Origin of the sequence: Desulfosporosinus sp. HMP52 (assembly GCF_000765145.1) — a bacterium.
Taxonomy (GTDB): Bacteria; Bacillota; Desulfitobacteriia; order Desulfitobacteriales; family Desulfitobacteriaceae; genus Desulfosporosinus.
On the sequence record NZ_JMGA01000049.1, the window covers coordinates 18,952 to 43,118 of the forward strand.

Below are 24,167 nucleotides of genomic sequence, written 5' to 3' on the forward strand. Positions count from 1 at the left end.
CCTTTAGAAGAGCATTATGTACGGTACAAGCTCTCTAGGGGAGGCTTTTTAAACTATTACTCAGCTTTCCGAGGCTCGCCCACTCTTAGGGCTTGTACCAAGATCTTACGCGCATAAGATTCTTGGTAGAAGTCCAGGAGAAGGCTCCCAGACTTGCTGGGATTTTCCGAAGTCTGAGTTGTATACTGGGGCGGTAAATCGTAAAATTCTAGTTGCCATAGAGGGCAAAAGGGTTTGGTTAACAAACCCTAAATAATTTTAACTGGGGAAGGCCTGATTAGTTTGAAAGATTTTGATTTTATTTACATTGTTATCTTTCTCGTGGGGCTATCTTTAAGCCGAATTCTTAATATCTGTATTCAGCGAATTCCCCTCAACCAGGGCAATATCACAAGGAGGTATTACTGGGTTGAGTTAATTTCAGGATTTGTTCCGGTATTCTTATTTTCTAAATATGGTTTATCACCAGATTTTGCGGCCTTCACATTCTTAATGTACATCCTAATCATAATCTTTTTCATAGATCTTGAGCACCAGATCATTCCCAATGAACTTGTAATCATAGCCATGTTTGGGGGAACAGTGGTTTTTATTTATAACCTCTTCCGACCATTTCTCATTTATTCCGATCATTTATGGTGGAATCCACTACTCGGAATGGTCTCCGGTTCGGGCTTTCTCTTAGCAGTTTCATTCTTCGGCTCACTGCTCTATAAGACGGAAGAAGTCATGGGCATGGGAGATGTAAAACTCTTTGCCCCCATCGGGCTGTTTCTCGGCTGGAGAATGACCCTGCTGGCGCTCTTTATTTCCGTCGTTCTGGGGGGGATGATCAGCCTATTGCTAATTCTTCTAGGGAAAGCAACCAGGAAGAGTACTATTCCCTTTGGCCCGTTTATTGTTATAGGAGTCTTTATTACCGTGATGTGGGGATGGGACATTGCCTACTGGTATTTGCATAACTTTTGGTACTATTAACGGTTTGATAACAGTTAGAGATTTATCTTTTAGTGGATAAGCAAAATCTCCAACTTCTAAGCATAGGTATTAGAATACCATGCGAAAGGAGTGGAGAATTTGATCGCAGAACTGTTCTTTGTTAGCATAGCTCTCTCAGTTCTAAAGGGAGTCACCTTACTTGTCTCGTATATCAATAATAACGCCTTTCCCCAACCCCTAAATGAGCAGGACGAAGCGCGTTATTTAAAAATCCTTAGTGAAAGTAAGACCGAACCTTTCACCTTAACTCAGGAGGTTGAGAATGCCCGCAATACCTTAGTGGAGCACAATTTGCGCTTAGTTGCTCATCTCGTAAAAAAATTCGATGGCACTGGGGAAGATGGAGATGATTTAATCTCCATTGGGACGATTGGTCTAATCAAAGGGATCAATACCTTTGATCCCAATAAAGGAACCAAGCTGGCCACTTATGCAGCCCGTTGTATTGAAAACGAGATTCTGATGCATTTAAGATCTTTAAAAAAATCCCGGGGTGAAGTTTCGATCTATGATCCAATTGGCATGGATAAAGAGGGAAATGAAATTTCCCTTATTGATGTCTTAGGTTCTAATGAAGAGGATATTTCCTTAAAGGTTGAAAATGAATCCGAGCAAAAAGCTTTACTCGAACTTGTCAAAAAGCTGACCAAACGGGAAAAACTCGTTCTTCAATTGCGCTACGGATTAATGAACAGTCCCAAGAGGACTCAACGGGAAATTGCCAAAGCTCTGGCAATCTCCAGGTCATATGTTTCGCGCATCGAAAAGAAAGCCATTCAAAAATTAATGGAAGAGATGGCAAAGATTGATCCAAATAGATAGTCCGTTACTTGCTCTTGTGGCATTCTCTAAGGTATAATGATAGAAACTTACACACTTTGGAGGATTCTATGTTAGAGTATTTTCAACCGACGCATCAAGCTAATTCCCTCGATCTCATTCCTGTAGAACAGCTTAGTCGGGATGGGATTCGCGGGCTAATCATAGACTTAGATAATACTATGACCCCATGGAATAATTTAGAAGTAGCTCCTAAAGTGGAAACCTGGTTTAAGAAGGTTAAAGCAGCTGGAATTCGAGCATGTGTGGTGTCGAATAACAGTAAACGGCAGCGTGTAGCTGTAGTAGCAGATCAATTAGGGATACCTTTTGTTTTCGGAGCCACCAAGCCCCGCCGCAAAGCATTTCGGGCAGGAATGAAGCTCCTGGAAACAAGCCAAAAGGATACTGCAGTTATCGGAGATCAATTATTTACGGATATTTTAGGCGGAAATCGTCTTGGGTTATATACGATTTTAGTCACCCCCATTAATGATCGTGAGTTTGTCGGAACCCGGATTATGCGTCGAATAGAGAAGGTGCTCGTTTGGATTATGAAGCATTTCGCGTCTGCGAAGCCCTTCAGCCCGAAAATTCATTAAGCATTAAGGAATGGCTTAGCCATTCCTTTTTCGCTATATAAAGGAAGGTTATTCGTGGAAAAGCATTTTGCAGTCATAGGTAATCCAATCAAGCATTCTCTCTCTCCTGCCATGCATAATGCTGGGTATGAGATATTAGGGATTAACGCAGAATATCAGCGCTTTCGAGTAGAAGAGGGCTGTTTAGAAGAGGCAGTAAAAGGTCTTAGGGCTTTGGGCTTTGCTGGGTGGAATGTGACACTGCCACATAAGGAAGCTATTATTTCCTTCATGGATACGCTAACCCCTGAAGCAGAGAAGGCTGGAGCAGTCAACACTGTAAAAAACCAGGATGGTCGCTTGATTGGACACAATACAGATGGAAACGGATTTGTTCGTTCCGTAGAAAATGACCTTAGAGGTTTAAAAGGGAAAAAAGCAGTTCTACTGGGTGCAGGTGGAGCCGGTAAAGGTATTGCTATGGCTCTGGCCCAGCAGGGGATGAATTTGCACATCCTCAATAGGAATCCTGTAAAGGCAAAAAACTTGGTTCAAATCATTCAAAGCGTGGGGGGAACAGCGACCTTTGGAGAGTTCGAGCCGGGAGACTGGCTGGAAAACCTAGATCTTTTGGTGCAGACTACCTCCGTAGGGCTGAATAAAGAACCCTTTCCTTTTTCGATTGAAGGGATTAATAAAGAGGCTCTGGTTGTCGATATTATATTTAACCCTCTGGAAACCAGTTTTTTGAGAGAAGCAAAGAAGTTAGGATGCCGCACCCAAAATGGTCTGGAAATGCTTCTCTATCAAGGTGCATTAGCTTGGGAATTTTGGCTTGGTGAACAGCCCCCCCTTGATGCAATGAGGCAAGCCCTTAAGAATCAGCTTTTCCAGGGTATGTTTTATAAAGAATAGAGTTAAAGGATGAATGTATGGTGAGTGCATTAAAAGTCAGGGGCCGAGAGCAGGGATTCACTCTGCTGGAGATACTGCTGGTTCTGATCCTTTTGGCAGGCTCGGGCTTTTACTTGCTCATCAAGCTTCCCATGAACTTTGAAAGACAGCACTTAGCTTTTCAAGCAACTCAGCTGTTAGAAGATATACGGGATACTCGGCAGGCGGCAATGGCTGAAAATAATTGGTACGCCGTTAAATTTTATTACCAAGCAGGGGATCACCATTACCAAATATTTAAGCAAGGCAAATTAATAAAAAACGTCTACTTCAAAGATGGCATCAGTTTTTTAGGGAACCCGGGAGATCTAACCTTTAATGCTTTAGGACGAAGTGTGGGGACAACGATCACTTTGACAAATTCCTTGAGTGAACAGAAAAGTGTCATTGTGGCCCCGGTAGGTATGCGCATTCGGGAGAAGTAGGACATAGAAGGGGAAGACGAAAAGTGCGGTTTTTAACGGCAGGGGAATCACACGGTCAGAAATTAGTAGGAATTATCGAGGGCCTTCCCGCGGGAATGAAAATTTCCAAGGCTTACATTGATAAGGCTCTCGGAAAGCGTCAACAAGGCCCGGGCAGAGGCGGTCGAATGACCATTGAACAAGATGAAGTCCAGCTTGTATCCGGAGTGCGGGGTGGATTGAGTACAGGAGCTCCAATTGCTTTAGAGATTCTCAACCGCGATTGGGAGAACTGGGAGAAAATTATGACCTGGAGGGATGAGGCTGACTTTGAGAGCCGAAAAGTTCTGACTCCTCGTCCTGGACATGCTGATTTGACGGGATCCCTCAAATATCGTACTGAAGTTCGGAATATCCTCGAACGGGCGAGCGCCAGAGAAACAGCGATGAGGGTAGCCACTGGGAATATTGCCAGGCAGATGCTGGATTCCTTAGGGGTGGAAATTCGCGGACATGTCCGTGGAGTAGGTGGTGTTCATGCCAAATTTACTGATGAGGCGGATTATTGGCAACGGGTGGAACAATCGGAGTGGTCCGTTGGCGACCCGGAGGCTGAAGAGCAGATGGACAAACAGCTAATCTTGGCTCGAGAACAAGGGGAATCACTAGGTGGAATTCTGGAAGTACAGGTTCATCATCTTCCGGCAGGATTAGGATCTCATGTACAGTGGGATCGAAAATTAGACGGAAAGATTGCCCAAGCGGTTCTTTCTGTGCAAGCAATTAAAGGTATTTCCTTTGGCCTAGGGTTTGAGGCAGGTGACCGTATGGGTTCTAAGGTTCATGATCCAATTTGTTATGCAGTAGGTAAGGGTTTTTCCCGGGCTTCCAACAATGCCGGCGGAATAGAGGGTGGCATGACCAACGGAGAACCAATCATTCTTCAAGCGGTTATGAAACCAATTCCCACCCTTTATCAGCCTTTAGAAACGGTACATTTAGATACCAAAGAAGTGGTAAAGGCAAGTGTTGAACGTTCCGATGTCTGTGCCGTGCCGGCGGCCTTAGTCGTGTTAGAACACGTAGTGGCTTGGGTCATTGCAGAAGCGGTTCTGGATAAGTTTTCAGCAGATAGTTATATCGAACTAGAAAATGCTTGGCAGGAGTATCAAGCATATTTACGACAAAAGTGAGAGGAGGATCTCCATGCGGAACATTGTTCTCATTGGGTTTATGGGAACCGGCAAAAGTACGGTTGGGAAGCGCTTGGCTCAGTCACTTTCTTGGAACTTTGTAGATACAGACTGTGAGATTGGAGAAGTAACCAGTTTAAGTGTCAGCGAAATCTTTCGTCGGCATGGGGAGACTCGTTTCCGTTCAGAAGAGAGTATTGTCGTTACCAGGCTTAGTCAGCAGGAACAACTTGTAATTGCAACGGGAGGCGGAACTGTCTTAAATCCAATCAATTTGAGTGCTTTGGCTAAAAACGGAATTGTGATTGCCCTCCATGCTTCTTTAGAGGCGATTCTTAGTCGGATTGGGCACAAGAATGACCGCCCACTCCTTAAAGGCCCCAGAGAAGCCATTGAAAAGCTTTGGTCTGAAAGGCAAAAGGTGTATGCCCAGGCGGATTATGTAGTGGATACATCGCAAAAAACCGTAGATGAAGTTGTCAAAGAGATTCTTCTTCTGCTAGAGAGGGTGATGAACGATGAGCTTAGAGATGCAGCAAAAGATTGAAATAGCGTCCGATAAACCCTATCCCGTGTATCTGGGGGCATCTCTTGAGGGTCTGGGGGAATACCTACACCATCAATTCGACGATATAGAGCATATCTTGATAGTTTCCCATCAAGTCGTTGCAGATCTTTACGCTAAACGACTAATGAAGGGTTTAGAGGATTACCGTATCAATCTCCTTATTGTCCCAGCTGGAGAAGAGGAAAAGTCCCTGAATCGCTTAAGTCAGCTCACGGCAGAAGCTTTAGGCCATGGCACAGATCGCAAATCCCTGGTTATTGCTCTGGGCGGTGGAGTTATCGGAGATTTAGCCGGCTTTTTTGCCAGTGTATTCATGAGAGGTATTCGCTTAATTCAAGTTCCTACCACCCTGTTAGCCCAGGTAGACAGCAGTATTGGTGGAAAGGTGGCTGTAAATCATCCCGCTGGCAAGAATATTTTAGGTGCCTTTTATCCTCCCCAAGCAGTCTGGACAGATTTTTCAACTCTGGAAAGCTTGCCTTGGGAAGAAGTGGAGAATGGCTTGGCTGAAAGTATCAAGCACGCTTTGATTGCCGACGGGGATCTTTTTCAGTTTTTTGAGAATGAACAAAAACCTATTAAGCAAAGGGATAGGTTGATTTGGAGCGAAATGGTAACCCGCTCCTCACTTGTTAAAATAAGAATTGTTTCTCAAGACGAACGAGAACAAGGGATTCGTGCTCTGCTAAATTTAGGACACAGTTTCGGGCATGCCATAGAAACTGAGATGGATTACCGAGGTATAACTCATGGACAAGGGGTCAGCGTTGGCATTGTGGCTGCGTCGCATCTAGCCTTTGCCAAAGGATTAATGACCTCAGCAGAGGTGAATAGAGTTACAGAGTTGCTAAATTCTTATGGCTTGTTGACGAAAATTAAAGGGCTGGATCCTCAAAATCTATTGCACAAAATGCAAGCGGATAAGAAAAATCAAGGCGGCCGAAAGATATTAATTCTTCCCAATGGAATTGGGAAAGCTCTTGTATCTAAGGAATGCTCTGACTCGGAGATTTTATCTGCGTGGAAGCAGGTTCTCTTATAGGAGAGACATACCTGGAAGCTATTCAGATTTAAGGTAAACCATGGCAAACTCTCGTTTTAAATTAATACCTTCTGAAACTTCTATCCCAAAACAATTTACAATTCCTGGGTCTCTTGATTGTTTCGAAGGAATAAATACTATTATAGGCTTTTAAGTAAGAAAATCTGGCTAGGCTCAAGGAGCTTTGTCAGATTTTCTCCGTTATTGCTGTAAAAATATGCCTATCTGAGAAGTAATCGAGTAGTAAATCAAGAAGAGTAGCAATTGCCAGTAGTTCTAATAAAGTTATGTCGAGAGTAGGAGGGATTTCTTAATAGATAGAGAAACAAGAAGTTTAATGTAGTAATATTCGTGTATTAAGTTGAAAGTTGTGAGTTAGTTGGGAAAGCAATCCGGTTTTACTTTATGGGAAGTTTTGATAGTCCTTTTCCTTATGGGAGTATTACTAGCAACTTTTTCTCAACATTTCGGTTCTGCTACCAAGACTGTACAGAAGCAGATCAATCAAGCAAATATCCAAAGAATAGAAGGTGCTGCCCAACTATATAAGATTGATGTGGGCACTTATCCCAGCAGTGTTAGGCACTTAGTTCATAATCCAGGTAGTGTAAGGAATTGGCAGGGGCCCTATTTGGATAAAATCCCCATCAATCCATTTGATTCGGAACTGGAGTATGAGCTCGATTCCACCGGAAAAGTATGCGACGTTATGGTGAAGTGAACTTGTTCAGCTAAAGCTGAGCAGCGAGATTTGGGTTAATGAAGAAACTATGAAGGGAGGTAACAATATCTTAAGAAACAATATCTCCGATAACTCTAGAAGTAATGAGGGATATGTGTTGCTCGATGTGTTGCTGGCCCTATTTCTTTTTTCATTAGGATTTGCAGTTTTATTTCAATTAACCAGCGAAGCCCTTTCCGAATCCAGAAAGGCCATGAATCTCATTGAGGGGGCTAATTTGGCTCAAGGAAAAATGGATCAATTAGCGGTTCGAAATTGGAGGGATAATATTGCTCGACGGGATTGTATACCGGGCAGTATTGTAGAGGGACGAGATGGTAAATTTCAGTGGCAAATAAGTTCTGATTGGCATGATATCCCCCAGTTATTAAAAGTAAGTGTTAAAGTGATGTGGTCGGAGCGAGGAAAACCTTATCAATACAAGTTGGAGAGTCTTTATGCGGTCGAATAGAAGAGAGTCACCTGAACAAGGGTTAACTCTCATAGAAGTCGTGTGTGCGCTGTTGATTTCTTGTGTTTTTTTAATGATCGCTATGCGTTTGTTGACTGATCAATGGCGAGGCGCCCGGGCTCTCAAGAATCACCTGGAAGCTCAATACACGGTCTTTAGTACGGGAAAGACAGTCTCGGATGCCATTCGAACCGCCGAAAGTGTATGCTGGACAGAATCAGGAGTGTTAAACCTATTACCCCTACCTGATAATACTAATCCATCGCCTACTCTCGATTCCTATTTCATCGATGATTTAGACCGTGATGGAAAGAGTGATCTGTATTGGAGGCACTTAGGAGTTTCTCAACCGGTGGGGAGCTATGTTATTGATTGGAAATGTACGGAGGTGGAACCGGGCTTATGGGAGATCTTCTTACACGCCAGCAAGGAAGGGCAAGCAATCACTTGGAAAACTCTTATCCGCCAAAGGATATATTCAGCGCCCTAAACCCCCTTACGGTTACCGCGAAGGATATTAAGCAAAACTCAACAGGATATGTCAGCCTGCTCATTCTCTTGCTATTAACCTTGCTTGCAGGGCTAGGAATGGAGAGCTATCTAAAGGCCAATACTGAGAACCGAATGGTGAAACGTGAAGTTCAAAGCCGACAGGCTCTCTACCTTGCTGAAGGGGGAGTGGAGTGGGCAAAAGCCCACTTGTCAGCTAATCCTGATCTGAGGAAGGGAAGCTTGTCTTTAGATAATGGGCAAGTCGATGTGCAGATTGAGTTAAGTGGAGGGGATTACAAAGTGACTTCAAAAGGGCTTTCCGGGTTAGCGGTCAGAAAAATTGAGGAACACTTAGAATTGGTCAATGAGAGCTGGGTTACTAAAAGTTACCAGGAACTGCATTGGTAATGGAGACTAGAAACGACAATGACTTCGGTCAATATTTGCATGCCAATGGCTATCTTGATGAGGCTGGTTTAGCAATGGTCTCAGAGCTAGCCTTAAAGGATGAAAAACCAATTGGAGATGTGCTCCTGCGCACAGGAATGTTGGAAAAAGCCCACTTGTCAGAGGCTCTACGCAGTTACTTGGGAATCCAAGCAGTAAAATTGACTCGAGTCATAATTGACCCCGCTGTCGCAGGATTGATTTCTGAAGAAATTGCTTGTCGTTATACACTTATTCCTTTTGAGCGAAATTCCGGGGTTTTAAAGGTTGCAATGTCTGATCCTACCCATGAAAGAGCCCTTCGAGATGTAAGAATGCTCACTGGGTTAGAGGTTGAACCACTGTACGCAGCTAAAGATGAAATTGATGCTGCAATTCGCCAATATTTGACTGTAGAACAGTCTGTTGCCCGCCTAGCGGATATTGGAGATAGTGTTTTTGAAAATCCAGGGGTTTGGTCGACTGAATCCTCTAAGACCCTGGAGTTTGAATTCCAAGAAGATGAAGCGCCAACTTTGAAATTTGTTAATTCTATTTTACAAGAGGCAGTTTTACAGGGAGTCAGTGATATTCATTGGGAACCCCGTAAAAACCTTTTTGTCGTTCGCTATCGGATTGATGGTAAGCTGATTAAAAAGCATGATCTTGCTTTAAAAGCTGCACGGAGTATTGTCTCTAGTCTTAAGGTGATGGCTCAAATGGATGTTGCAGAACGCAGATTTCCTCAAGACGGTCGAATGACCTATAACGCAGGAGTTCGGCGAGTGGATCTGCGTATGTCCTCGATGCCTACCGTATATGGTGAAAAAGTTGTAGTTCGCATTTTGGATCCTGAGATGGCTCAGCGTTCACTGGATAGCCTAGGTATGCGCCAAGAGGTTAGGACAGGGGTACAAGCTTTATTGAAGCGTCCAAATGGTTTGATCTTAGTCGTTGGCCCTACCGGGAGCGGCAAGACTACTACCCTCTATGCCCTGCTCAGAGAATTAAATGCTGAAGAACAAAACATAATTTCAATAGAAGACCCTGTGGAGTATCAACTTTCAGGGGTAAATCAAGTACAAGTAAATCTTCCTGCTGGGCTAAGTTTTCCCGTAGGTTTGAAATATATTTTACGGCAAGACCCAGATGTGATTATGATTGGAGAAATCCGTGATGAAGAAACTGCTAGAATTGCCATAACTGCTTCACTGACCGGGCATTTAGTATTATCAACCCTACATACAAACACTGCTGCAGAGGCCTTAGCACGGCTGATTGATATGAGGGTAGAGCCCTATCTTTTAGCTTCAGCGGTGAGTGGAGTTTTATCTCAACGCTTAGTACGTCGTTTGTGCGAACACTGTAAGACCCAGTATAAAATTTCTGAAGCGGAAAAAAGAGCATTTCGCCTACCTGTGTCAATAAACTACCTATACCGCTCAGTAGGCTGTCCGGAATGTCTGGGTACAGGATATCGAGGCAGGATAGGGATCCACGAGTTTTTGCTCTATAGTCAAGAGATTAAAGAACTGGTTCTCTCTGTACAAAATGCTCGAGACATAGAACAACAAGCCATGGTTTCCGGAATGATTACTGTAAGTGAGGATGGGTTCCTAAAGGTTCGGCAAGGACTTACAACTGTTGAGGAAGTATTGCGGGTTACATCTGGACATTTGGAATAGAAGAATAAGGGGAGACTAAAACATGATTTCATTTAAAGAACTTTTACTTTTAGCCGGAGAAAAGAAGGCTTCAGATATTCATTTGACTGTAGAGAGTCCTCCGGTTTTGCGGATGGATGGCTCACTGATCCCAAGTAAGATGGATAAACTTTCTCAGGCAGATTTAGAGACCTTTACCAAGGCTCTGATGAATGAAACCGAGGCCAAACGGTTTGCTGAATATGGTGAATTAGATATGTCCTATAGTTTACCGGGTGTTGGACGTTATCGGATTAATATATTTCGGCAACGGGGATCAATAGGAGTGGTTATCCGCCTGATTCCTTTTACAATCCCAAGTCCTCAAGCCTTAGGACTTCCTCCCGTCAGCATTGAGCTGGCCAAGCTGCACAAAGGATTAGTTTTAGTAACCGGCCCAACCGGAAGTGGAAAATCAACAACTCTAGCCTCTCTTATCGACTATATTAATACGACGAGGGCCAGTCATATTGTGACAATTGAAGATCCCATTGAGTATTTACACCGACATAAATTAAGTCTGGTCAATCAACGAGAGGTTGGTAACGACACCCATTCTTTTTCGAATGCTCTGAGAGCTGTTCTGCGTCAAGATCCGGATGTAATCTTAGTTGGAGAGATGCGTGACTTAGAAACTATTGCCACAGCAGTAACAGCTGCTGAAACCGGACACTTGGTCTTTAGCACACTACATACCAATGATGCCACTCAGTCCGTGGATCGGATGATTGATGTATTCCCCCCCCATCAGCAGCAGCAAATTCGTGTACAGTTAGCGGCTGTCCTGCAAGGGATTATGTCTCAACAATTATTTCCCCGAGCAGATCACAAAGGCAGAGTTGCAGCCATCGAGGTCTTGATAGCCACTCCGGCGGTGCGCAGTCTGATTAGAGAGGGTAAAACCCATCAACTTCCCACAGTTATTCAAACAAATGCTAAGTTGGGAATGCAAACAATGGACAAGGCTATTATGGATTTAGTCCAAAAGGGGCTGGTAGCTTATGATGTTGCCCAGGAAAAGTTGCAGAGCCCTGATAGCATGCGAAGATGAGCAAACAGCATTTCTTATGGAAAGCTGTTGATATAAATGGAAAAGTTCGTCGCGGAATATGGGCAGATACTGGCTTGTACGAGGTTCAAAGACGACTAAGGAAAGCAGGCTGCTTCCCAGTTTGGATTCGATCGACAGCTCCTGTAAAAAATGTCCTTTTTCCTGCCAGAAGGAATTTTAAGTGGAGTAGTTTTGCTCGTCGATTGGCTACTTTACTGGAAGCCGGCATCCCCATCCTGCAAGCTTTGGAAATGATGAGCTCCAATGAGCGTAGTTCCTTTGATCAAGACCAATTAATAATTCTCAAGAACCAGGTAGAAAGCGGCAGTGATTTATCTGAGGCTTTAGCTCATCTCACCCCATCCCCTAACTCATTTGTACTATCCATGATAAAGGCCGGTGAATATACGGGTAATCTGGGAAAAGTTCTCGGTGAGATTGCCGATGAGTTAGACCTGGAGCTTGTTTATCAGCGAAAAGTTAAGGCGGCTCTCGCCTATCCTGCCCTTTTATTTACTGCGGTTATCCTCGTACTCTACGCTCTTTCAGTCTGGATTCTGCCAATGTACGAAAAATTGTTTCAAAGTGTCGGAGTTTCTGAATTACCCTTTTTGACCAGAGTCATTTTTGTCGGCAGTCAAAAGCTTCCCCTTCTCTTAGGAGGGTGTCTTAGTTTGGTAAGTGTCAGTTTATTGGTTGTCAAATTTTCCAACTCGAATCAGTGGAGAATCCATTTGGAGAACTTGCTGGGACGAGCCCCTTTGATCGGTAAAGTCTATCATCTTCGGGATTTAGTCCAGTTCAGCCGGATGTTGAGCCGCTTGTTGACCGCCGGAATTCCTTTATTGGAAGCCTTACGTCTCACGGCAGGAACCTTGCGCAGCCCTAAGATGTTAGCTTTAATAAGCAATCTCGTAGTAAATGTTCGTCAAGGGAAAAGAATGTCGCCAATCCTCAGTGCGAGTGGGATTTTTCCTAGGGAAGGAGCTGAAATGATTGGAATAGCAGAGGAAGCAGGGCAACTTGATCTAATGATGCATTATGTCACCAAGATATTTCGCCGTGATCTTGAGGAACAACTCCAAGGTTTAATGCGGATGATTGGGCCTCTTCTCACAATTATTTTAGCCGGGCTGATTGGTATTGTCGCAGGAGGAGTTATGCTCCCTATCTTTGATCTAAGTTCACAACTTCAGTAGTCTTAGCTTAAGTTCATCCGAGTGAGACAGATGTTCAATTCTATTTGAACGAGATTGCTTTGTGCAGGACTGTTAAAATTAAGGAGGAATTAAGATGAATTATCTCAAACAGGACAAAGGATTTACCCTGATTGAAGTTTTGGCTGTGATCATCATAATCGCCGGACTGGCGGCAATTGCAATCCCCAAATTAGTATCTAGTACAGCTAATGCAAAACAAAAAGCCGATGTAGCTACAGCCCACCAAGTTAAAGCAGCTCTTGATCGGTATCAAGTAGAAAATGGTACCTATCCTAAAAACTTGGAAGCAAAAAATGGGAAGGTAACTGCTCCGGGATTTATTCCGAACTATATCAGTAAGTTGGATGTGTCAACCACTCAACAGGTGGTAGCGGGCAAAGAAGGATTTGGCTTATCTACTTTAACAGCTGATGCATCGGATAAGACTTTGTACCTCTTTCCGGCTGATCATACTCCTGATAGGATAATCATGATCTATTTGTCAGCGGATGGTTTAGCCGCGGAAGTTCGGGCGTATGATGAAAAAATGAAAGAGGCAATTTGGACGTCAGCTGACTAGCGTGTCTTTTTCAGAGACAAAACTGCAAAGAACCCAAAAAGTTGTGGCAAGGTTATTTATTAAAGGCTGGATTGAAGATAAAACCGGAAAAGAGGGCCTCATTTGTTTTTAATAAGTATTACAGCAGGATTTTTAGGATTATTAATTGGAAGTTTTCTAAATGTGGTCATTTACAGAGTCCCGCGAGGGGAATCCATAGTATCGCCGGGTTCTCATTGTCCTGCTTGTGGACATCCCTTAAAAGCTTGGGAACTTATTCCCGTCCTTAGTTTTCTAATGCAGAATGGAAGGTGTCGAGAGTGTCAAAAGTCAATTTCTTGGCGTTATCCGGCTGTTGAACTACTAACGGCAATTCTTTTCTTTCTTACGGCATACTTTAGTTGGAGTACGGCATTCTATCCTTCTCAACTATTCCTAAACTTAGTCTTTGTAGCTGTCTTGATAGCGCTATCCTTGATTGATATTGATACCCTGCGCCTGCCGGATGTGCTCACCCTTCCCCTATTAGTGCTTGGGTTATTGGGAGCTTTTCTCATACCCGGAAACCCAACAGGATGGGAGAGTTTGCTGAGTGCTGTCGGCGCGGGAGGGTTATTCTTATTGATTGCCCTGCTCTATCCCCAGGGAATGGGCTTAGGAGACGTTAAATTGGTTGCAGCACTTGGTGCCTTCCTAGGTTTTCCCGCTATATTCTTAGCTGTTTTTCTTGGAAGTCTAATTGGTGCCTTATCTGGATTTTATCTCCTAGTTACAGGACAAAAATGTTTTCGTCAACAGATTCCTTTTGGACCTTATCTGGCCCTAGGATCAATAATAGCCTTATTGTGGGGAACCCAAATCTTTGATTGGTATTGGGCGTTGGTAAAATGAAACCTCGAATAAGTAGGTGAAATCAATGCAGAAAAGTGACGTAGTTTTCGAATTAACAGATGGAGAGCTTCGCGCATTTTCCTTTTCCGTCTCTTCCTTTAGACAAAAACTTATTCATAGTTCTACTGCAGTCAAATTTGACCGTATTCCAATACCGACCGGTCTTATCGAGCAGGGTGCAGTTCGAGATGAAGAATCTTTAAAGAGAATTCTATCGGACTATCGATCTCAGCACCCTGGTAAGTTAGCTAAAGCCTATCTGGCAGTTTCAATGCAGCAGGGATTCATAGGAGCATATACCCTGCCTTGGCTATCTAAACGCGACAGAGAATCAGCTATATCTCTTCTCGTAGATGAGGAAATATCGATTCCGAAGTCAGAGTTGTATTATGATTACTTCATCTTTTCTGAGGAAAAACCTAAACGCCTGAAAATTGTATTAGGTGCAACACGACGAAGCATACTTGAACAGTATGCCTTTATTTTTGATCAAGCGGGTTTTCCATTAAATGAGATCGATTTTGCTTATTCCGCTCTCGGACAGGCTTTCGGATTTGAGGCAGATCAAGATGTATTATACCTCCAAGGTGAGTCTAAAGGTGTAAAAATGATTTCGTTTAGGGGAGGAGTTCCCAAAAGCTTGCGCTTGCTTTCTTCTTTCTCGGCTGATGATGCGTATTCAGAAACAGACTTACATGAAGAGCGGAAAAACGAAATAGGACGGTTTCTCTTATATCATCAAACTCAGCAGCCGGATTATAATTTACAACGGATAGTCTGGAGTGGAGGTTCTGATGTCAGCAGACTCGCTCAGGAGTTATATTCAACTAACTCAAATTTATTGCTTGAACAAGCAGCCATAAAGGATTTGCCTGATTCCTGGCAGAAAGTGCTTGAGCAAAACCGTGGAGTTGCAGAAGTGGCGCTGGGTTATGGTCTGGGAGTTATCTCCCAACGTCCGGGGCTTAATCTTTGGCACCAGCCATTTGCCAAGGGAAAGCTTATGAAGGCTTACTTACGTCTAGGGTTGGCAGCAACGATATTGCTTATCACAGGAACCCTGATTTGGTTATCTCTTTCTCAACTGGCACTACCTTTACAAGATGAACTAAGCCAACTATCTCGAGAGGGTACTGATATCCTAGAACAGAATCAACAGCAGGCAGCCCTGCTTTCTGCTTGGAAGAAAGCAAGTGTTAACCGGGAGAAGATAGGAGAGAGGTTAGCTGAAGTCCAGGCTTTGACGGGGTCAGAATTGGAGATTAAACAAATCACTTTTAAAAACGGTAGTTTATCTATACAAGGGTCGGCCAATGACTCGAAGAATGTCCAAGCTTTTATTAAGGCTCTGAGGATCCTTGGATGGGCAGATCCGTCACTATCAAGTTACAAAATGACAGTAGAAAGTACCGTTGATTTTATTATAAACGCTAAGCAGGTTCAAATGTCTACCCAGCTACAGTCCCTGGAAGCCGAATAATATCTTGCGGTACAGTGAATGTTCGAGTCAGTTCAGGAGAAATTGAAATTGGTTTTGATATTAAAAGTATTATATTGATTGTTAAGTTTAAGGGGGCTTATTTTTGATTAAATCAACCATCAACTCCTCTATACGCAACTGTCGATGTCTTTCCCTACGTAGTCTGAAAATTATCATATTCAGCATTTTTCTTGGCAATGTTGGTGTCTATTTTACTCTTTGTAAGCCAGCGTATTTTAAGTTAATGGCATTGAAAGAAGAAACTAATTATTGGCAAGATGTATTAGAAAGAGATGTAACCCTAAATCAGTCTATTATCTCTACAATGGATCAGTTGCCGGATATGATTGAGCTATGTCGCCATACTTTTGTAGGTAACGGTGTGTACGTAGCTTCCCTAAATGTTGAACGATTCGGGGAGCGGAGAGAGGCAGGAACCGGAGTCGCCCTTGATTATGCTTTGCTTCGCTTGCGTTTTGTTGGTCAACAGGAACAGATCACAAGTTCCCTGGAAGCTCTAGAGGATCATAAAGAAATAAGCGTTCATATTCAGGAGGTGCTCTTAACTGAAGGAAAGGGAGAAGCTCTTCTGAAAATCTATTTCAGTACAGGAGAATAGCTTTGTCAGCAAAGATACTGGTTCGATGAAGTAGGCCGTGGGGTAATTGGGATAATTTTCATAAGCTTAGTAACGAGACATTCCTTTATTACCATAGTTTATGGAGAGGAGGAATGTGATGTGGGAAAAGAGTACTGCATACAAGCCGGAGATAATTTTTATGTTTTAGCTCAACGCTGGGGAGGAACCTGTGATGATTTTCTAATGGTTAATCCTAGTGTTGACCCACTAAAACTTCAAATAGGACAAAAGATTGTTCTGCCCGATTTTAAACCGAGTAAAGGGCTGGAACAGTATGCAACAATAAATGCTGATCAGGGTCAAGAGTTTGTGGGGGAGTATTTAGATCAGGTAGAAATGGAAGTTGAGGGAGTTCGTGTTCGGCTTAAACGTATCGGCGAGCCAAAGACTCCTCATGAAATTCATTTAATGATTCCTCGAACGGAGATTCGAAAAGTTCAACCTGCAGGAGAGTGTGGGCCGACTGAAGTACAAATAATGTTGAGTAACTTAAATGTTGTGCTTTCTCCCCGTTTAGTAAGTGGTGAAGGGGATCGTGCAGAACAAGGCAAAATGACGGTTCAGACAAAACCTCAAGAGCAGACAGTTTCGCAGACCTCACAACTTCGGCAGGATCAAAACCAACAAACTCAAATTAATAATACCCAGCAATTTGGTCAAGGGGCACAGCCGGGGTTCTAAGGGTTAAAGAGTAGGCGGATGACATTTGTAAAGTATTTCAATATCCATAAAAACAGTAAAACAGACAGGAGATTCTAAAACCTCTTGTCTGTTTTTATACCCATTATCGATTCTTCATCAATTCCGAGACCTCACTTCTTAAGTGAGGGTTCTTTATTGCTTAGGTGGTGGTAGAGTCAAGTCAGTTTACTAGAGATAAAAAATTATATAGGCAGGAATGAAATAAGTCCTAATAGAAAAATACTATGCTACAATAGAAAATTGTGTTAAAATTTTAAAGGTGAGTTGAGGAAGTGATAAAATTGGGTATGATATGGGTGTTTAATGGACCAAATTTAAATCTATTAGGGTTGCGTGAACCAGAGCATTACGGTTCGCATACATTGGCGGAGATTCATCAGGAAATATTAAGAATAGCAAATGAGGCGAAAATAAACGCCGAGTGCAAGCAAACTAATCATGAGGGAGTCCTCATTGATTGGATTCAGGACCTAAGTTCAGCGGATTTTTTAATACTTAATCCTGGGGCTTGGACGCATACGAGTTATGCAATTAGAGATGCTATAAGCGCTGTAAAAGTTCCTGTGGTTGAAGTACATCTATCCAATATCCACGCACGTGAGGCGTTTCGGGCCAATTCGGTGATTGCTCCAGTCTGTATCGGACAGATCTCAGGTCTAGGAGCTGAGGGATATTCCTTAGCCATGCATTATGCTATCTCTTACCAAAAATCACTGGGTAAAACCTGAACTGGAATTCGAACCACGAACTTCAAGATAGGGGGTATTTAAGTGAGTCGCCTGCAACAAATGCGTCAACACATGCGAGATGAAAACCTCAACGCATATGTTGTAATGCGCCCGGAAAACGGTAGGTATCTTAGTGGATTTTCCGGTGGTGAAACAACTTTATATATTACGTTAGAGCATGCTATTTTATTAACCGACTTTCGCTACATAGAACAAGCCAAAGCTCAGGCCCCTGCTTTTGAGATTATTGATGCTGGACATGACCACTTTGCGAAATTAGGCGAAATAGGTAGGGGAGTACATAGGGTTGGCTTTGAAGGAGATTATATAACCTACGTTGATTTTGGCAAGCTGAAAAATGCCTTCTCAGAAGCTGAACTTTTTTCGCTGCCGAACCTTGTCAGCAACTTACGCTCGGTAAAAGATGATTCTGAAATTGGGTTAATTCGCCAGGCTGTGAAAATTGCTGATAATGCTTTTAAAGAAGTTTTAATGACAATTGAGATCGGACAAACAGAGGAAGAAATCGGACTTAATCTAGAATATTCCATGAGACGAGCTGGTGCCAGTGGAGGTTCCTTCGACTTTATCGTGGCTTCAGGACTGCGTTCGGCTATGCCGCATGGAACTGCAAGTCCTAAAAGGATTCAAGCAGGGGAATTTCTGACTATGGATTTCGGAGCCATTTATCAAGGTTACTGTTCAGATATAACTCGTACTGTGTTTATCGGCGACCCTGAGGATAAGCATAGGGATGTTTACGCTACTGTTTTGAGAGCACAAATGGCAGGAATTCAAGCAGTTGCACCGGGCCGCTCCGGTAAAGAAGTAGATTCCGTAGCCCGATCTATTATTGAAGAAGCAGGCTATGGAGATTACTTTGGACACGGGCTGGGACATTCTGTAGGTTTGGCAATTCACGAAGGCCCGAATCTGAATAAACGAGAAGAACGTCTTCTTCAGCCTGGTATGGTAGTCACTGTCGAACCCGGTATTTATATACCTGACTGGGGCGGTGTTCGCATTGAAGACATTGTTTTAGTTACTGAAAGCGGTTGCGAAGTCTTAACCCAAGCACCAAAGGAATTAATTATATTATAGTAAATTTTGTCCAAAAGCTGATTTTCACTACCCCTTGTTGTTCAATATGCAGAAGGAATGGTAGCATGAAGCTTCTGGATAACATAGATTCCATGGGATGTATCCCCAGAATCACAAATCAAGTTTTACCATTACCCAGGTATTAGACTTCAAAAGGAACAATCTGGTCTAGACAAGAATTTATTAGGAGGAAGTAAACAATGATTTCAACAAATGATTTTAAGACAGGCCTTACCATTACAATAGATGGTGATGTGTTTTCAGTAGTCGAGTTTCAACATGTTAAGCCAGGGAAGGGTGCAGCTTTTGTACGCACTAAACTGAAGAATGTCAAGACCGGTGGAGTCGTAGAGCGTAAGTTCAACGCTGGCGAAAAAGTTGAGAAAGCGCATGTAGAACGCCGTGAAATGGATTATCTCTACAAAGATGGAGACCATTTCGTTGTTATGGATAAGGAAACCTACGAACAAACCTCTTTAACTGAGGCACAAATCGGTGATGGAGTTAAGTGGCTGAAAGAAAACATGACTTTAGGGGTGCTTTTCTTCGGGGTACAGGTTATTGGGGTAGATATACCAAATTCCGTTCAACTGGAAGTTACTGCTACTGAACCTGGAGTTAAAGGAGATACTGCAACCGGTGGTACCAAACCAGCTACCTTAGAAACCGGTGCTGTGGTGCAAGTTCCTTTCTTTGTCAATGAGGGGGATGTCCTTATTATTGATACTCGCACAGGTAACTATGTTCAAAGAGCGCAGTGATAAAGAGGTTGAAAGTCAGATAAAGCAGAGATCTTATACGTAGGATAATTTATAGACATGAAAACATCTTCTATGGGGCAAATTAACCTTACTGTTACCATAGGAGGTGTTTTTTAATTTGCATAATAATAAGAAGGCATCAAAGCTTAGTGTGATTCCACTTGGTGGAACGGGAGAAATCGGAAAAAACTTGCTTGTGTTTGAATATGAAGATTCGATTGTAGTCATTGATGGAGGTGTAAAATTTCCGGAAGATGAATTACTCGGTATTGATTTAGTAATTCCCGATATCACATATTTGGAGAAAAACCGTGACCGTATTAAAGGACTCTTTATCACTCATGGACATGAAGATCACATTGGCGGGCTTCCCTTCATCTTACCAAAATTGAATATACCCATTTATGGAACTCGTTTGACCTTAGGCTTAGTTCAGGCAAAGTTGCAAGAAAGAAGCCCCTATCCGGAATCGATGGTGCATGTTATTGAGCCTGGAGAACCGATTCGAGCAGGGGCGTTTGAAGTTGAAGCCTTTCGTGTTACCCATAGTATTCCTGATGCTGTCGGCTATTCTTTACTTACGCCCGTGGGCCGAGTGATTTATACCGGTGATTTTAAAGTGGATTACACACCAATTGATGGACATAACATGGATTTAGGTAAGCTTGCGGCCTGGGGACAGGAAGGGGTATTAGCCCTGCTTTGTGATTCTACTAACTCGGAGAGACCGGGAGTTACAGTTTCAGAGAAGATTGTTGGCAAAGTCTTGCGGGAATGGTTCGAACGAGCTCAAGGAAAAATTATCATGGCCTCCTTTGCTTCGAATGTCCATCGAATTCAACAAGCGATTAATGCGGCCGCAGATATCGGACGCAAAATTTGTGTTGTAGGAAGAAGTATGGAAAACGTTGTAAATACTTCGATTGAACTGGGATATTTAAAGTTACCTCAGGAAAACATTATAATTCCCAGCTCTGAAGTAGGTAGTATGCAACCGGAAAAATTGTTAGTACTCACTACTGGGAGTCAAGGAGAACCGCTTGCGGCCTTAACGCGAATGGCTACTCGCAGCCATCGGCAGATTAATGTAATGCCAGGGGATATGGTAGTCATGGCAGCAACGCCAATCCCCGGAAATGAAAAGTTGGTCGGAAAAACAATCAATCATCTCTATCAAATAGGGGCCGAAGTAGTTACTAAAGAAATGGGACAGGTTCATGTATCCGGGCACGCCAATCAAGAAGAAATAAAACTTGTTATTCGTCTCACTCAACCTCGTTTTCTTATTCCTCATCATGGTGAAATACGTCATCAAGCCGGTTTTAGAAAAATTGGTCAATCTCTTGGTTATGCGGATGAGGATATTGCCATTACCCAGTTAGGCTCAAGGGTTGAACTTTTATCGGATCGAATGGAATTTGGTGAACGGGTTGAGGCAGGAAGTGTTTATATTGATGGGTTGGGTGTAGGAGATGTGGGGTACATTGTTTTAAAGGATCGGCAACAATTAGCTCAGGATGGAGTAGTTGTAGTTGTCGCTGCACTATCTAAGAGCAAGCCTTATAAAATATTATCCGGGCCGGATATCATTTCAAGAGGATTCACATTTATGAAAGAAGCAGATGCCTTAATCGATGGTGCTAAAAAGGATGTAATAGGGAGTATAGAAAGGCAATTTGAGAAAGACCAAATTGAATGGGGAGCCTTAAAATCGAACATTCGTGATAGTCTAGGTAAATACTTATGGGAAAAGACTCGAAGGAGACCTATGATTTTACCGGTACTATTACATTATTAAGTTAGTTTGCCCAGGAAGTGGGTTTACACTTCCGGGGGCTTGAAAAGCCGAACGCCCACTTTAAAGAAGTGGGTGTTTTTACGTGTAAATACTAAAAGTGTTATTCCAGTAACCTTTAAAGACTAATTTATCTGAATTATTCAATGAGTTGGGCGATTATTTATAGATTCTACTAGAAATTGAAGGATTATTGATAGTTATTGAAGAATTAATGCTTATATAAAGGAGGGCTGGCCATATGAAGTTTAAGTTAAAATGTAATCTGGGTAAGGTCACTCCTTTGAGTATAGCAGCGCTCTATGGATTTATAAGTATGCTTTGGATTCTCTTTTCAGATCATTTATTAACCTTTATAATTGCTGATCAAGAGATGATCCTCAAGTTATCCACTCTCAAAGGTGCTGTTTTCGTCGCAGTAACTGCAATACTACTCTATTCGCTAATTAAAGTGGGATATAACACTTTACAAGAATCTGAGAACACTCTAAAAAAAGATCGGGCTAACTTGGAGCGTTATCGCTTATTGGCCGATGAGGTACCGGATATAATTATATTTATCAGTCCAGACGGACAAATAATCGATGCCAATGAGGCGGCAGTAAAGCGTTATGGATATACTCGCGAGGAATTAACGAATATGCCTGTTCATAAGTTGCGTGTGCCTGAGGATCAAATAACCGTGCCATTCTTTCTAAAAAACGCGCCAAAAGGGATGCAATTCGAGCTAAAGCATGTTTGTAAAGATGGCAGTGTATTTCCAATCGATATCAGCGCTAAAGGAGCGACAATAAACGGTAAACCGATTATTGTAAGCATGATTCGAGATATCTCCATTCGCAAAAAAATTGAGGCAGAGGTTTGGCTCGCGAAGGAAAGAGCCCAGGTAACTTTAGAGTCTATTGGGGATGCGGTAATTACCACTGATGTTAAAGCAAAGATAGAGTATATAAATCCCATCGCGGAGACTTTAACTGGTTGGTCAAATAAAGCGGCAGTAGGTCTCCCTTTAGAAACAGTCTTTCATATTGTTCATGAAGAAACAGGTGAAGAAGTTGAAAGTCCAATTATTCGCTGCCTTCAAGAAGGCCATGTAGTCAATATAGCTGATCATACTGCCCTAATTAATAAAGATGGTTTTGCAGTTTCAATTGAGGATTCTGCCGCTCCCATAAGGGATAGAGATGATAAAATCATAGGTGCTGTTCTAGTTTTTCGAGATGTCAGTTATAAATGGAATCATATGAAAGAATTGGCTCATCAAGCACAGCATGACGCCTTAACAGGGCTGCCCAATCGGCTTTTATTCAATGAATATTTAAAGAATGCCTTAGCTAGAGCAAGACGTAAAAATGGCAAATTGGCGGTCATGTTCTTAGATTTAGATAGATTTAAACTAATTAATGATACAATGGGACACAATATGGGTGATTTACTTCTCAAAAGTGTAGCTGAACGTTTGCGGCAGACTTTGCGTGAAGGGGATACGGTGGCAAGGCAGGGCGGGGATGAATTCTTGATATTGCTCTCAGAAATTCAAGATGAAATTGAGGCAGCTTTAGTCTCGGAAAGAATTTTAGGGCTCTTTTCTAAACCTATTATCTTAGAGGACAATGAAATCTATATAAGTACAAGTATCGGAATTAGCCTATATCCTAATGATGGCAGCGATATGGAAGGGTTGGTAAAGCAGGCGGATACGGCAATGTACGCTGCTAAAGAGAAGGGAAGGAATAACTGCCAGTTTTTTACGCAAGGACTTAATATTAAAGCCAACCAAAGGCTTTCAACAGAAAACAGTCTCCGCAAAGCCCTGGTTCGTGAAGAATTTGTCCTACATTATCAGCCTCAAGTTGATTTAGATACTGGCTTAATTGTAGGACTTGAGGCTCTCATTCGGTGGGATTCTGTCGAATTAGGGATGGTTTCTCCTGCTGCTTTTATTCCTATAGCTGAAGAAACAGGGCTGATTATTCCGATTGGAGAATGGGTTTTACGTACAGCCTGTGCTCAAAATAAACATTGGCAAGAACAAGGGTTTTCTCCCTTACGTATAGCGGTTAATATATCTGCTCGGCAATTTAAAGAACCCAATTTTGTAAATTTGGTGAAAAATATTCTGAATGAAACCAAATTAGACCCCCAATGGCTTGAACTGGAGATTACAGAAAGCATTGCCATGGAAAAGGGCCAAACTTCGTTAGAAATGTTAAGTTCTTTTAAAGAGTTGGGAGTTCGAATTTCTATTGATGACTTCGGGACAGGTTTTTCATCCCTCAATTATTTAAGCCGGATGCCAATAGATACTTTAAAAATAGATCAAACATTTATTCGGGATATCACCACTGGGGATAATGGTAAGGAGGTTGTTACTGCAATAATTCAGCTTGCTAAAAACCTGCAGTTAAAAGTGATTGCTGAAGGAGTTGAGACTGATAACCAATTTTCCTTCTTAAAGGATAAGCTATGTGATGAGATGCAAGGCTTCCTTTTTAGTAAAGCAGTGTCTTCCCAAGAGGCGGAAAAAATGTTTGTTCATAACTGTAGGTAGAGTGACTTAAAGTGTAAATTTCTAACTAAAGCCGAGAGCAGATCAAACTGCTCTCGGCTTTAGTTATGTAGATCAAGTGACTCTTAGCTTCAGATGGAGTTTGCCTAAGAGGAATACTTACTCCAGCTGAAGCTTAGAGGAACTTATCCAGGGACGTAGCAGCCGTTATCTCATCCTCACCGCTAAAGTTGTTCTGGGTAGTTTGCGGTTCGGCGAAAGCAACCTGCGCCGTTATGCTTTTCTTTGGAGCAGGCGGCTTGGGCGAAACCCTCACCCGGGTTTCGTACTGGATGCTTTCGTACTTATAGAAGATAGGAGTCTTACGACTGGCAGCC

The 24,167-nt window shown here is 42.6% G+C and carries 26 protein-coding genes; 25 read left to right on the forward strand and 1 reads right to left on the reverse strand.

What is annotated here, in order from left to right:
* The first annotated feature begins 282 nt into the window (after nt 1–282).
* The 25 genes from DP73_RS16790 (at nt 283) to DP73_RS24255 (ending at nt 23,832) form a co-directional block, all read left to right on the forward strand.
* Nucleotides 283–978 carry an A24 family peptidase gene (locus DP73_RS16790; RefSeq protein WP_034601027.1) on the forward strand — a complete coding sequence of 232 codons (696 nt, stop codon included), beginning with the start codon at nt 283–285 and terminating at the stop codon, nt 976–978.
* 99 nt (nt 979–1,077) lie between these two features.
* Nucleotides 1,078–1,821 carry an RNA polymerase sporulation sigma factor SigK gene (sigK, locus tag DP73_RS16795; protein WP_034601028.1) on the forward strand — a complete coding sequence of 248 codons (744 nt, stop codon included), beginning with the start codon at nt 1,078–1,080 and terminating at the stop codon, nt 1,819–1,821.
* Between the two features lie 68 nt (nt 1,822–1,889).
* Complete coding sequence (locus tag DP73_RS16800; protein ID WP_034601030.1) at nt 1,890–2,420, forward strand: YqeG family HAD IIIA-type phosphatase; 531 nt, start codon at nt 1,890–1,892, stop codon at nt 2,418–2,420.
* 54 nt (nt 2,421–2,474) lie between these two features.
* A complete protein-coding gene (locus DP73_RS16805) occupies nt 2,475–3,314 on the forward strand; it encodes a shikimate dehydrogenase (RefSeq protein WP_034601031.1) in 840 nt (279 codons plus the stop codon).
* Between the two features lie 17 nt (nt 3,315–3,331).
* Nucleotides 3,332–3,778 (forward strand): prepilin-type N-terminal cleavage/methylation domain-containing protein, encoded by a 447-nt coding sequence (locus DP73_RS16810; RefSeq protein WP_052090779.1) that lies wholly within the window; start codon nt 3,332–3,334, stop codon nt 3,776–3,778.
* Nucleotides 3,779–3,801: 23 nt separating this feature from the next.
* Nucleotides 3,802–4,950 (forward strand): chorismate synthase, encoded by a 1,149-nt coding sequence (aroC, locus tag DP73_RS16815; protein ID WP_034601033.1) that lies wholly within the window; start codon nt 3,802–3,804, stop codon nt 4,948–4,950.
* A 13-nt stretch (nt 4,951–4,963) separates the two neighbouring features.
* Nucleotides 4,964–5,497 (forward strand): shikimate kinase, encoded by a 534-nt coding sequence (locus DP73_RS16820; RefSeq protein WP_034601035.1) that lies wholly within the window; start codon nt 4,964–4,966, stop codon nt 5,495–5,497.
* Nucleotides 5,469–6,560 (forward strand): 3-dehydroquinate synthase, encoded by a 1,092-nt coding sequence (gene aroB, locus DP73_RS16825; protein ID WP_205623407.1) that lies wholly within the window; start codon nt 5,469–5,471, stop codon nt 6,558–6,560. Before DP73_RS16820 ends, aroB begins: the two co-directional genes overlap by 29 nt.
* Nucleotides 6,561–6,939: 379 nt before the next feature.
* Entirely contained in the window at nt 6,940–7,281 is a 342-nt protein-coding gene (locus tag DP73_RS16830; RefSeq protein ID WP_034601038.1) for a type II secretion system protein GspG, read from the forward strand.
* A gap of 49 nt (nt 7,282–7,330) precedes the next feature.
* Complete coding sequence (locus DP73_RS16835; RefSeq protein WP_052090781.1) at nt 7,331–7,753, forward strand: hypothetical protein; 423 nt, start codon at nt 7,331–7,333, stop codon at nt 7,751–7,753.
* Nucleotides 7,740–8,243, forward strand: coding sequence for a prepilin-type N-terminal cleavage/methylation domain-containing protein (locus DP73_RS22755; RefSeq protein WP_081963072.1), 504 nt, complete (start codon nt 7,740–7,742; stop codon nt 8,241–8,243). Before DP73_RS16835 ends, DP73_RS22755 begins: the two co-directional genes overlap by 14 nt.
* Before the next feature lie 98 nt (nt 8,244–8,341).
* Nucleotides 8,342–8,653: a hypothetical protein gene (locus DP73_RS16840; protein ID WP_052090782.1), complete on the forward strand. Its 312-nt coding sequence runs from the start codon at nt 8,342–8,344 to the stop codon at nt 8,651–8,653.
* Entirely contained in the window at nt 8,653–10,356 is a 1,704-nt protein-coding gene (locus tag DP73_RS16845) for a GspE/PulE family protein (protein ID WP_034601041.1), read from the forward strand. Before DP73_RS16840 ends, DP73_RS16845 begins: the two co-directional genes overlap by 1 nt.
* A gap of 22 nt (nt 10,357–10,378) precedes the next feature.
* Complete coding sequence (locus DP73_RS16850) at nt 10,379–11,425, forward strand: type IV pilus twitching motility protein PilT (RefSeq protein ID WP_034601042.1); 1,047 nt, start codon at nt 10,379–10,381, stop codon at nt 11,423–11,425.
* A complete protein-coding gene (locus tag DP73_RS16855; protein ID WP_034601045.1) occupies nt 11,422–12,624 on the forward strand; it encodes a type II secretion system F family protein in 1,203 nt (400 codons plus the stop codon). The genes DP73_RS16850 and DP73_RS16855 overlap by 4 nt, the downstream gene beginning before the upstream one ends.
* 94 nt (nt 12,625–12,718) lie before the next feature.
* Nucleotides 12,719–13,204: a prepilin-type N-terminal cleavage/methylation domain-containing protein gene (locus DP73_RS16860; protein ID WP_034601047.1), complete on the forward strand. Its 486-nt coding sequence runs from the start codon at nt 12,719–12,721 to the stop codon at nt 13,202–13,204.
* Nucleotides 13,205–13,306: 102 nt separating this feature from the next.
* Nucleotides 13,307–14,074 carry an A24 family peptidase gene (locus DP73_RS16865; protein WP_034601050.1) on the forward strand — a complete coding sequence of 256 codons (768 nt, stop codon included), beginning with the start codon at nt 13,307–13,309 and terminating at the stop codon, nt 14,072–14,074.
* Nucleotides 14,075–14,099: 25 nt separating this feature from the next.
* Nucleotides 14,100–15,554: a hypothetical protein gene (locus DP73_RS16870; protein ID WP_034601053.1), complete on the forward strand. Its 1,455-nt coding sequence runs from the start codon at nt 14,100–14,102 to the stop codon at nt 15,552–15,554.
* 103 nt (nt 15,555–15,657) lie between these two features.
* The gene (locus tag DP73_RS16875) at nt 15,658–16,173 is read left to right on the forward strand and encodes a hypothetical protein (protein WP_034601055.1); all 516 of its coding nucleotides are present in this window, start codon (nt 15,658–15,660) and stop codon (nt 16,171–16,173) included.
* A gap of 120 nt (nt 16,174–16,293) precedes the next feature.
* The gene (locus DP73_RS16880; protein ID WP_034601057.1) at nt 16,294–16,875 is read left to right on the forward strand and encodes a LysM domain-containing protein; all 582 of its coding nucleotides are present in this window, start codon (nt 16,294–16,296) and stop codon (nt 16,873–16,875) included.
* Between the two features lie 302 nt (nt 16,876–17,177).
* Nucleotides 17,178–17,624 (forward strand): type II 3-dehydroquinate dehydratase, encoded by a 447-nt coding sequence (gene aroQ / locus DP73_RS16885; protein WP_034601058.1) that lies wholly within the window; start codon nt 17,178–17,180, stop codon nt 17,622–17,624.
* A 42-nt stretch (nt 17,625–17,666) separates the two neighbouring features.
* The gene (locus tag DP73_RS16890) at nt 17,667–18,725 is read left to right on the forward strand and encodes a Xaa-Pro peptidase family protein (protein ID WP_205623408.1); all 1,059 of its coding nucleotides are present in this window, start codon (nt 17,667–17,669) and stop codon (nt 18,723–18,725) included.
* Between the two features lie 200 nt (nt 18,726–18,925).
* Complete coding sequence (efp, locus tag DP73_RS16895) at nt 18,926–19,486, forward strand: elongation factor P (protein ID WP_034601059.1); 561 nt, start codon at nt 18,926–18,928, stop codon at nt 19,484–19,486.
* A 118-nt stretch (nt 19,487–19,604) separates the two neighbouring features.
* A complete protein-coding gene (locus DP73_RS16900; protein ID WP_034601061.1) occupies nt 19,605–21,284 on the forward strand; it encodes a ribonuclease J in 1,680 nt (559 codons plus the stop codon).
* Nucleotides 21,285–21,522: 238 nt separating this feature from the next.
* Nucleotides 21,523–23,832 (forward strand): bifunctional diguanylate cyclase/phosphodiesterase, encoded by a 2,310-nt coding sequence (locus tag DP73_RS24255; protein WP_034601062.1) that lies wholly within the window; start codon nt 21,523–21,525, stop codon nt 23,830–23,832.
* Between the two features lie 133 nt (nt 23,833–23,965).
* Here the strand turns inward: DP73_RS24255 and DP73_RS23715 are convergent.
* Nucleotides 23,966–24,167: hypothetical protein (locus DP73_RS23715; RefSeq protein ID WP_034601064.1), on the reverse strand; the 202-nt coding region annotated here is incomplete at its 5' end.